The sequence below is a fragment of the Gammaproteobacteria bacterium genome (assembly GCA_021648145.1).
Taxonomy (GTDB): Bacteria; Pseudomonadota; Gammaproteobacteria; order JAADGQ01; family JAADGQ01; genus S141-38.
In genome coordinates, this window is record JAKITI010000010.1 from 101,035 (window position 1) to 111,455 (window position 10,421).

The window sequence follows — 10,421 nt, forward strand, 5'->3', positions numbered from 1 at the left end:
ATAACTACTGGTTCATTATTTCTCGAAGCAGAGAGACATCAAGATACCTAGCGCCTTTTGCGTAGCCATCCAACAATTTAAATGGATCCAGCTCTTCACCCATATCACTGATAACAAGCGATGCACCTGAAAAATCACTGTTTTCAGTATAAGTATTCACGGTAATAACCGTCTTGAGATTAGCACCTAAGGATGATTTGATTCCATTGACTGAATCTTCAATAGCCATACACTCATCAGGCTCCAAATTGAGCTGCTCCAATGCGTAATGGTAAATAGCAGGGTCTGGTTTTTTGGCCGGAACGATATCACCCGCAGCAATAACCTCAAACCATGATAAAGATTCTGCTCCCAACGTACTTTCCAATAATGCGGTCACATTTTCAGGTGTTGTCGTGGTTGCAATAGCTAAACGAACTCCTTGCTCACGAGCATCAGCAATGAGTCGCTTTACACCCACTCTTAAAGGAATCTTTCCTTCTTTTAATAACTGCACATAATAACGTGTTTTTGATGCATGCAGCCCAGCAATAAAACTCTTTAGATTACCATTTGAGGGCATAAAGTCAGGGCTGTGATTATTTATATAAAACTGAATGCGCTCTTTACCTCCTGTGACTGCAAGCAATTCACCATACAGTTCAGGTGTCCAATTCCAACCCAAACCCTCATTACTGAAAGCACAGTTAAATGCAACGCGATGACCGTCACGTTCAGTATCAGCTAGAGTACCGTCCACATCAAAAATTATTGCTTTCAAATCAGGCATAAAACCTTCCTGTCTATAGTTTCAAGGAACGAGTACAAAATAACTTATACATTCCGTGCTCGTCCTAAGTGATCCCACGCTTGTTTTTAAGCGCTATTAAATATTTTCATGTAAAAACCCGATCAATACATAGATCATAAGTTTTGTGAGCGAATACTAGCACACAAACTTGTTTATTTTCGCTGATTTGGTTGTAACGGATTATGAAAAAAATAGAAACTAATCTTACAGAAGCACTATTAAGCTCCTTCACCCCTCTCGATACACTTTCTTCAATACAGCTTAAAGCGCTTATCAGCAAATGTAGAATTTTAGACCTTGCTGATGATGAAATGCTGTTTGAACAAGGAGATAAAGATAATCAAGGAATTTTTATTATCTCTGGCTCGGCCACCATATTAGCGCCTAATGGCTCTACAATCACCATCACAGCGGGTGACGAACTATCCAGAAGTGCTTTAGCACATCACCAGCCTCGCCAAGTGACAGTAAAGGCAAAAAATTCATTAAAAGTGCTTTCCGTTAATGCTGAGATGCTCGACCTGTTCCTAAGCTGGAATCAACAAGCAAGTTGTGATACCACTAAAATTCAAGATCAGGACTATTGGATTTCCTGCCTGCTAAGTTCACCTGTTTTTTCAAAAATACCCATTGAAAACATTCTGATTTTAACGCGTGACTTGCGTGAAATCGAAGTTAAAAAAGATCAGGTCATTATCAGCCAGGGTGAGTTACATGATTATTATTACATTATTAAAAAAGGACGATGCCAAGTATCCAGAAAAATTGGAGAAAATAAAGAGAATCAAATCATTGCTGAGCTCAATGTTGGTCAAGGGTTTGGAGAAGAATCTCTGATTACAGATAAACGCAGAAATGCCTCCATCACAATGATGGAAGATGGCCTGCTAATCTGTATGAGTAAAAAAGAGCTATTTGAATACGTTCTTAATCCCGTATTGAGCCATATTTCATTTGAAAACTATAAAAAGCATCGTAAAAATATGACATTAATTGATGTAAGGTCTCCCGATGAATTTAAATATGGTGCACTCTCAGGAAGTATTAATGTTCCTCTGCCTGTGTTGAGGCTTAAAGCAAGTGGGCTCCATAAAAATCGGCTTTATATCGTTTGCAGTAGTGACGGGAAGCGCAGTGCTGTTGCTGCTTACCTACTAATTCAACAGGGTTTACGAGTCTCAACACTTAAAGAAAAATTACAATCGCTTCCATTAAAACCCTCAACCAAACAACCAGAACCACCGCACTCAGCAATACAAATTAAACCAACATCACCTGAAGCAAGGACAAGCACTCCACCCATCTCACAAGAACAAAAGGAGTCAAATAAATCTCAACCAAGCAAAAAAATTGTATGGGAAATTGCCTCTGACTATTGGGGATGCCCTATTGCAAGTGAGAGCGAAGAGCCTGCAACATCAATACCACATAAAGCCCCAGCACCACCAATCAATACTAATCATGCCGTATTTGAAGTGTCTGACCCAGTGAAAACCCACTCAAAACTGGCTCAACCCAACACAATCTCACACAAAAAAAGCATATCCAACAACAAGTATTCATGGGTTATTTACATGCTTCTATTTTTCGCTATTTCGAGCACCACATACTTTTACTTTTTTTAACACGAATATGTCACATATTCGGATTAATCACTTAAAGACCATATTAAAATTTCCGATACAAGAGTTACAGGAATAGCAAAGTGAGGTAACATAATGCTTATTAATAAACATCGCCCAAAAGTTGGCCAATGGTATAGCATACCTGGTATTGATGAATTTGAAGTCACCGCATTAGGGGAAAACTGTGATTTTATTGATATTCAGTATTACGATGGCATGACAGATAAACTTGATCAAGAAAGCTGGGGGAGCCTAGAACTCAATACAATGCCAACCCCGCAAGACTGGAGTCAATTAATTGATGAGATCAAATCCCCTCCACCTGAAATAATTGAAGAATTTATCAGAGAAGAAGAAGATTTTGCAATTATGGACACTGTAGAGTAGTTGAAAAAAAAGGGGCTTATATAGCCCCTTTTTCCTTTAGAGTAGAAGATGTTTTATCTATTCGCCTTCGTGCTCAACAAGTGCCTTCATACTCAATCTAATACGGCCCTGCTTATCAACTTCCAACACTTTGACTTTAATCACTTCGCCCTCACTCAATTTGTCACTTACTTTTTCAACACGTTCATGACAAATTTGTGAAATATGAACCAAGCCGTCTTTACCCGGAAGCAAGTTCACAAAGGCTCCAAAGTCCATTATTTTAACAATTTTACCTTCATAAGTTGCGCCCACTTCCACATCAGCAGTGATCGCTTTAATCCGTTCAATCGCATCTTCGGCAGCAGCATTATCAGCAGAAGCAACTTTAACCGTTCCATCATCGTCAATATCAATTGATGCGCCTGTGGCTTCAGTAAGAGCACGAATTGTTGCACCGCCCTTACCAATGATGTCACGAATTTTATCAGGATGAACTTTAATCGTTACAATACGTGGCGCAAAGTCAGATAACTCTTCACGTGTTTCAGAGATGACTTCGTTCATTTTTTCCAGAATGTACAAACGCCCTTCTTTTGCTTGCTCAAGTGCAGCCGCCATAATCTCTTTAGTGATACCATCAATTTTGATATCCATTTGCAACGCACTGATACCGGTCGCAGTACCGGCAACTTTGAAGTCCATATCTCCAAGATGATCTTCATCACCAAGAATATCACTCAGCACCGCAAATTTTTCGCCTTCTTTAATGAGACCCATTGCAATACCTGCAACAGGGGCTTTAATAGGAACACCTGCATCCATCAAGGCCAAGCTTGTGCCGCACACAGAAGCCATTGAACTGGAACCATTAGACTCAGTAATTTCAGAAACAACACGAACCACATATGGGTAGTCAGCCATGTCTGGCATCACAGCTAAAATTCCTCGCTTCGCTAACCGGCCATGACCAATCTCACGACGCTTAGGGCTGCCAACGAAACCTGTTTCACCCACACAAAAAGGAGGGAAGTTGTAATGCAGCATGAATGGCTCTTTATATTCACCGGCTATTGCATCAATAAGTTGCGCGTCACGATCGGTACCTAAAGTACAAGCCACGAGCGCTTGAGTTTCGCCGCGAGTAAACAGCGCAGTACCATGCACACGAGGCAAGATACCTACTTTAACGTCGATATCACGCACAGCACTCAGATCACGACCATCAATACGTGGCTCACCAGCAATAATTTGCCCACGAACCGTATTTTTCTCCAATTTGCCAATCGCGGCTTTAACTTCGTCAACAGACCACTCAACCGACTCATCAGCAGTCAATGCCTCTACAGCACTGCTACGAATTTCTGACAGACGTGAGCTACGATCTTGCTTATCCTGAATTTTATAAGCATCACGTACTTCACTTGTATAACCCGACTCAACTGCACTGGTTAATGCACTATTTTCTTCAGCCGCTTGCCACTCCCAGGCAGGGTTACCGACTTCTTTTGCCAGCTCTTCAATTGCCTTGATTGCGGTTTGAAGTTTCTCATGACCAAACATCACAGCGCCCAGCATAACCTCTTCACTCAGCAAATCGGCTTCAGACTCAACCATCAAAACAGCATTTTCAGTACCCGCCACCACCAAATCCAAGCTAGACTCTTTCAGATCAGATACTGTTGGATTGAGTATATATTCACCGTTTTGATAACCGATACGCGCTGCACCCAGAACTGCACTCACTGGCATTCCAGAGATCGCTAATGCTGCTGATGCTCCCAGCAACGCTGGAATATCAGGGTTTACTTCTTTATCAAGGGAAACCACTGTTGCAATGATTTGAACTTCGTTAATAAAGCCTTTTGGAAACAAGGGGCGAATCGGACGATCAATCAAACGAGATGTGAGCGTTTCATTTTCAGAAGGTCGGCCTTCGCGCTTAAAAAAACCACCAGGGATTTTTCCAGCTGCATAAGTGCGTTCCTGGTAATTCACCGTCAACGGGAAAAAACCACGTCCTGCATCAGCTTCTTTTCGACCAACAATCGTGACGAGCACAACAGTATCACCCATACTAACCAAGACTGCGCCACTAGCTTGACGAGCGACTACGCCCGTATCAATGGCAACCACATATTGACCAAACTCAAACTCTTTTCTGATTGGTGTCACTAACAAATTCCTTGAATATTAAAATATTAAAACGACATTTTATAGAACGTTTCACAGATAGAACTATGTTTAAGCTACCCATAAAAAAAGAGCCGATAACTTGGAAAAGTTATCAGCATCCCGTCCATTCTTATTTACGTAAGCCTAATCGCCCGATCAAAGTGCGATAACGCTCGCTATCTTTCTTATTTAGATAGCTCAGCAATTTACGACGTTGATGAACCATTCTGAGCAGCCCTTGGCGCGAATGATTATCATGCTTATGCTCTTTGAAATGCCCTGAAAGATGGTCAATATGACCAGACAGCAATGCCACTTGAACTTCAGGCGAACCTGTATCACCTTCTGCTGTTTGGTATTCTTTTACGATTTCTGATTTACGTGCGGCGTCGAATGCCATGCTTACCCCTAAATAATGTTTCCAGTACAAATAAGGCCAGTATTTTACGCGTCTGATACAAGAAGGCAACCCCCAAAACTGTACTATTTTAAAATTTCCTGATTAGCCATAATTCTCAGCTACCTTTAAGAGCCTACCCAGCATATCACCCATTGAGGCTCTCAGGCCATAACCCGACAGCGGTTTTTAGGTACGTAATGTCACCCGCCCAGACTTCGTTTACAGCGACTGGATTAAAGTTCTGATTCAGCAAGTTAACTGCGACTGCATCATCTGGGTTTACACTTTGTCGCGACCTTGTGGGCTACGCGCTGACGAACCATCAGCTTTAGTTTTTTCATTATGGTTCGTGTTCTTTCTCGACCCACATTAAAGCCTAGAGAAAATAGCATCGAATAGTCAGCAAAAAAAAACCATGACATTTCAGGCAGCAGAAATGGCGATATATAGCAGTTTATAAATACCAGCAGTGATGTTGTTTATACAAATTCAATTAATAGCGTAGATACGACGATAGCCTATCATCAGGAAAGTGATGTTGTGAATCGCTGTGCTTCTATGGAGTATATGGGCGAAACTCTGGTTCTGGGAAATATTTGGGATATGAAATTGAACTGACTGGTGTGGCTACTATTACGGGTACATCAGCCAGCTCAACAAATCTACAAGGCGTGATTTATATCATGCCTGGTGGCGGTTAAAAGTTAACAATCAACCCGGAGGTTGGTGATGGAAAAATCAGGTTTTAGTTTGGTTGAATTGCTTATAGCCATTTCAATAATTGGCATATTGGCTGGAATTGCTTACCCGAGCTATGTTGATAGTGTCAAAAAAAGCCACCGTGCGGATGTGCAAGGTGCGTTGATGGAGTTCGCAGCAGCGATGGTACGTTTTCAATCTCAAAACCTCACTTATGTGGGTGCAGCTCCAACAGTGCCAGGCACACCTGCTGCCACGATTTTCGCATCACAAACGCCCCTTCATAGCAATAAAAAAACTTATAATATAACAATACAGGCTTTAACAGCATCGACTTATACATTGCGTGCAACCCCCATTAGTACTGGCCCACAAAAGGACGACGGCTATTTGGAGCTGCTTTCTACCGGGCAAAGAAATTGGGATAGAGATAATAACAGTGTAGTAAGTACGGAAGAACAAACATGGTAAAAAAGAAGGTAAGTGCCTAGTTTTAGGCATAAAAAAAGCCATCCTAAGATGGCTTTAAATATCGTTTTGGTGGAGGCGGCGGGAATCGAACCCGCGTCCGCAAATCCTCTGCCTTTGGCTCTACATGCTTATCCACGTCTATTAATTTAACCACATACTACCCGAAGGGCAGGGAAAATATGCAGCGATTCCGTTAAGTTTTAGTGAGTCCACTCCGGACAAGTTTCATCACGATCTTGTGAGAGTCGACCCCTGGATCTGAGTGCACAAGAACAGACTCAGGCAGAGGGCGCTAGGCAGGTTCTTAAGCTGCTAGTGCGTAGTTGTCGTCGTTGGCAACTATAAAGTTTGCAGTTGGATTTACGAGGTAATTGCACCTCGGCATGCACCTCGGGTTTTGTAACCCACGTCGAAGCCATGTCGCCCCCGATTTTTGGTACTTGGTAAGTGGGACAGTCTATACTAGACCTAAGTTCCTTTGCAACTCTCTCCTATTGCGCACGCGAAGGGTGCGACGTAATCTGTATAGTTAACTGTTAGACAAGAAAAGGACTAAAATGGAATTTACATTTAATTCACATGATTTTTTTAATGACCTAGCAAAAGAAGTTATTGATAACTTCGCTAAAGCAGGAAAAGCAACTACTCCTGCTTTAGTCGGTACAGCAAGAGAAAATGAAATCAGATTAAAACTAGAAAAACTATTACCAGCAAAAGTTGCAATAGCAACAGGTTGCATTATTGATTCATATGGCAATACATCTACACAAACAGACATAATATTATATGAAAGAGATCAATGTCCTATATTTTCAATAAATGACACTCCTGAAGCTACTTATATACCTTGTGAAGGAACAGTAGCTATAGGTGAAATTAAAAGCACTTTGACTACGAGAGATTTAAAAGATGCAATTAATAAAATAAAACGAGTTAAAGAACTAAAAAGACATTCTAATAATACTTTATGTTGGAGAAATTATGGTTCTTCAATGGCACGTGAAGGAACTCAGTCTGAAAGGTTTGATCAAAAAACAAACCATAAAGATCAGATATATGGATTTATTTTATGTCAAAAATTTGGTTTGAAAATAGACACCTTATTGGACAATTACAATGGAATTTTAAACAGCATGGATGAACACTTATCTCCAAATATAATTGTATCATTAGAGGATGGTATAATAATATTTATGGATACAAAAGCTAATCGTACTCGTGAGAATAAAGTATCTTCTGATTCTATATATTTTTTTAAACATCCTGAAGGTGAATTTCAATATTTACTGACAAAATTAAATCAAATAATCAATACTGGTCGTAGTACGGAAGTCTTACCGTATGAGAGGTATATTTTAAAACACACCCAAAAAATACCTGGAAATGGCACTATTAAAATGTCTAACAATTAGCTCCATTGGACGCGGCAAAGCGTCATGATTTTTGCGGGGCAAAAATACATGCCCCTTTGCCCCGCCAATGAGCATGGCGTTATGTTTCAAAAGAATAATTCCATCTATTGAGGAGTGATAATGCAAATTTATTTACTATGGTCGGCAGTTGTAATGAGCTTCATTACTTTTGTTGTGCATACCTTTATTGGTGGCCCTCTTGTTGCAAAACCGTTACTAGAAAATAAGGATTTACCTATAGCGTCAAAGTGGCTTAATTATTACACTTGGCATATCACAACTATTTTCACTTTGTTAATGGGAGGTGCCTATGGGTATGTAGCCTTAAATCCAATGAACACTGAACTGGTATTCTTTTTAACAATTCTTACTGGCGCATTTTCATGCTTAAGCGCAGTTGTTGCCCTTAAAGGGTCAATCAACCCTTTTCGTTTTCCATCCACTTCCCTATTTGCAATTGTGTGCTTGCTTGGTTTAGCAAGCTTGTTGGTGGCTTAATTGATTATTAGTCCTGCTGGAATCGAATGAGAAACATAACAAGGCATCTATCTCACACGGGAAGTAATATGAGTAGTGAAAATCAAATAGAGATAGGCTTTCCTCTTAAAGGAGAATGGCAATTATTATGCCCGCCAGGACACCATCCTTTTGCCTTTGATTTTGTAAGATCTGATGCTAATAGAAAAAAATATTCCAGTTGCAGTAAGGTCAAATTGTTTATAGGTAATATCCCTTCCAATAAATATTATTGTTGGGAACATCCCATTTATTCGCCAATAGACGGTACTGTTATACAAGTTGGTAGTGGGTGGAAAGACAATGAAAAAACCAATGTTTGGAAAACAATTACCATGTGGTACAACGCAACTTATAAGTTTAAACCAATAGAAATAAATGGAAGGCTAGATATAAGGCCAAATGTAGGAAACTACATCATGGTTCAGTCAGAAAAAGGTTATGTGGTTTTGCTGGCACACTTAAGAAACGCCTCAATAAAAGTAGATGAAGGCCAACAGATTAGATCTGGTGATTTAATCGGCAACATTGGTAATTCAGGAAACTCAACAATGCCTCATTTGCATATCAATATATTTGACCAAATGAATAATCCGTTAAATGCAAAAGTTCTTCCTTTTGTTTTTAGTGAGTATATGGAATTGAATAAAAATAAAAAATGGGAGAAACATTCCCTTGATATTCCAAAAGCTAAATCATTTATAAAAAGATAGAGATCAATTAATGGATAAACACATAACAAAATGCTCCAGCGGACGTGCTAAAGCGTCACGCCTTTTGCAAAAATCCGCAAAAGTCGCGCCGCTGAGCATGGCGTTATATGAAAAGAAGAAAAATGGCAAAAATAAGAGAAGGAGATAAATATTACTCAGAAGAATGAGTATAAAATACACAAAAAAAACAAAACGAGAGGTTAGTAGTTTTACTATTTTCACTATACGCAGGCTTAAGTGCATATTAGTTAATATCTCACTATAAACTAAATAAAATTTGGGTATTTATATAAATATTAGCTTCTGCTATTGTCGTGGGTGTTATTACAATTTTTCTAGCCAAGTATATTGTCTACTTAGTTTAAATTTTACTTACCCTAACTATCATTATTGCAATGGGGTATTTAATATTGATCAATATATAAAACCAAAGGAGTTAACTATGCCAAAAATATACGAGTACCTAGGAATTGTCTTTTTCTTTTATAGTAATGAACATGAACCAATTCATATTCATGGACAACACAACGGAAAAGAGACTAAAGCTGAAATTCACTTACTTAATGGTGTCATTAAAAAAATAATATTAAAAAATAAAAGCCCTGGCCTAGAGCCGAAAAAGCGCAAAGAATTTGAAGAATTCGTAAATGTTTATGCTACTGATATAGTGGATAAATGGGTCGATTATTTCGTAAAGAAAAAGCATATAACTCCTAAAATAATCACTCAAAAGGTGCGAAATGTTAGAGCTATCGGTTAAATCAGCAAAGCATTTAACGGGACACATTTTAAATATTGAATTTAATGATGGGCATTATTCGATAGTCGATTTTTCAAAATTCATATTTACAAGTGGCCACCCTGATTATGACAAATATAAGTCCATCGAAGATTTTTTAAAATTTGAAATAATTGATGGTAATTTAAACTGGGATGATTATGCAATGATCTTCTCAGTTGAAGACTTATACCACAATAAAATTGTCAAAAATCAATAAGAATATAGCAAGTCGTTTCACACAGATCCAAAAATGGTGGTGGCTTAAAGTTGTTTTTGGCTAATAAAACACATAACAATTAGCTCCATGTTACACAAAAAAAAGCCCCTCCGGGCGGCCAATGAGCATGGCGTTAGTGCGACAAGCGAAGCTTGGAGCATCTTGCAGGGTGTAAGTCCCTGTCGGGCAAGGCTTAACCAGTCACCCGTATCGAGTCTTGCGTGCTGTGCGGAGATTGAGATTAGTGAATACTTTT

General features: G+C 39.3%; 12 protein-coding genes, 1 other RNA gene and 1 pseudogene. 9 read left to right on the top strand and 5 right to left on the bottom strand.

Annotation, left to right across the window (positions count from 1 at the left end; genetic code table 11):
- Nucleotides 1-4: 4 nt before the first annotated feature.
- Nucleotides 5-769 (bottom strand): HAD family hydrolase, encoded by a 765-nt coding sequence (locus L3J70_08135; GenBank protein ID MCF6236321.1) that lies wholly within the window; start codon nt 767-769, stop codon nt 5-7.
- Between the two features lie 203 nt (nt 770-972).
- Between L3J70_08135 and L3J70_08140 the strand changes: the two genes are divergently transcribed.
- Together L3J70_08140 and L3J70_08145 are read left to right on the top strand one after the other, a co-directional pair.
- Nucleotides 973-2,415, top strand: coding sequence for a cyclic nucleotide-binding domain-containing protein (locus L3J70_08140; GenBank protein ID MCF6236322.1), 1,443 nt, complete (start codon nt 973-975; stop codon nt 2,413-2,415).
- 93 nt (nt 2,416-2,508) lie between these two features.
- On the top strand, nt 2,509-2,802 hold the full coding sequence (locus L3J70_08145) for a hypothetical protein (GenBank protein ID MCF6236323.1): 294 nt from the start codon (nt 2,509-2,511) through the stop codon (nt 2,800-2,802).
- A 57-nt stretch (nt 2,803-2,859) separates the two neighbouring features.
- Here the strand turns inward: L3J70_08145 and pnp are convergent, their stop codons facing one another.
- The 3 genes and pseudogenes from pnp to L3J70_08160 all read right to left on the bottom strand — a co-directional run bounded on the left by pnp (nt 2,860) and on the right by L3J70_08160 (nt 5,724).
- Nucleotides 2,860-4,956: a polyribonucleotide nucleotidyltransferase gene (pnp, locus tag L3J70_08150; GenBank protein MCF6236324.1), complete on the bottom strand. Its 2,097-nt coding sequence runs from the start codon at nt 4,954-4,956 to the stop codon at nt 2,860-2,862.
- A 130-nt stretch (nt 4,957-5,086) separates the two neighbouring features.
- Nucleotides 5,087-5,356, bottom strand: a complete 270-nt coding sequence (gene rpsO / locus L3J70_08155; GenBank protein ID MCF6236325.1) for a 30S ribosomal protein S15 — start codon at nt 5,354-5,356, stop codon at nt 5,087-5,089.
- Nucleotides 5,357-5,537: 181 nt separating this feature from the next.
- A pseudogene (locus L3J70_08160) lies at nt 5,538-5,724 on the bottom strand (IS3 family transposase).
- Between the two features lie 361 nt (nt 5,725-6,085).
- Between L3J70_08160 and L3J70_08165 the strand changes: the two are divergent.
- A complete protein-coding gene (locus tag L3J70_08165; protein ID MCF6236326.1) occupies nt 6,086-6,526 on the top strand; it encodes a prepilin-type N-terminal cleavage/methylation domain-containing protein in 441 nt (146 codons plus the stop codon).
- A gap of 67 nt (nt 6,527-6,593) precedes the next feature.
- Here L3J70_08165 and ssrA read toward each other — a convergent pair.
- Nucleotides 6,594-6,954, bottom strand: a transfer-messenger RNA (tmRNA) gene (gene ssrA, locus L3J70_08170).
- Nucleotides 6,955-7,083: 129 nt separating this feature from the next.
- Here ssrA and L3J70_08175 point away from each other — a divergent pair.
- From L3J70_08175 to L3J70_08200, 6 genes are all read left to right on the top strand, one after another.
- The gene (locus L3J70_08175; GenBank protein MCF6236327.1) at nt 7,084-7,938 is read left to right on the top strand and encodes a hypothetical protein; all 855 of its coding nucleotides are present in this window, start codon (nt 7,084-7,086) and stop codon (nt 7,936-7,938) included.
- A 120-nt stretch (nt 7,939-8,058) separates the two neighbouring features.
- Nucleotides 8,059-8,436 carry a hypothetical protein gene (locus L3J70_08180; protein ID MCF6236328.1) on the top strand — a complete coding sequence of 126 codons (378 nt, stop codon included), beginning with the start codon at nt 8,059-8,061 and terminating at the stop codon, nt 8,434-8,436.
- Between the two features lie 68 nt (nt 8,437-8,504).
- Nucleotides 8,505-9,167, top strand: a complete 663-nt coding sequence (locus L3J70_08185; protein MCF6236329.1) for a M23 family metallopeptidase — start codon at nt 8,505-8,507, stop codon at nt 9,165-9,167.
- 10 nt (nt 9,168-9,177) lie between these two features.
- A complete protein-coding gene (locus L3J70_08190) occupies nt 9,178-9,315 on the top strand; it encodes a hypothetical protein (GenBank protein ID MCF6236330.1) in 138 nt (45 codons plus the stop codon).
- Between the two features lie 294 nt (nt 9,316-9,609).
- Complete coding sequence (locus L3J70_08195) at nt 9,610-9,927, top strand: DUF4160 domain-containing protein (protein ID MCF6236331.1); 318 nt, start codon at nt 9,610-9,612, stop codon at nt 9,925-9,927.
- On the top strand, nt 9,908-10,165 hold the full coding sequence (locus L3J70_08200; protein MCF6236332.1) for a DUF2442 domain-containing protein: 258 nt from the start codon (nt 9,908-9,910) through the stop codon (nt 10,163-10,165). The genes L3J70_08195 and L3J70_08200 overlap by 20 nt, the downstream gene beginning before the upstream one ends.
- Nucleotides 10,166-10,421 lie beyond the last annotated feature (256 nt).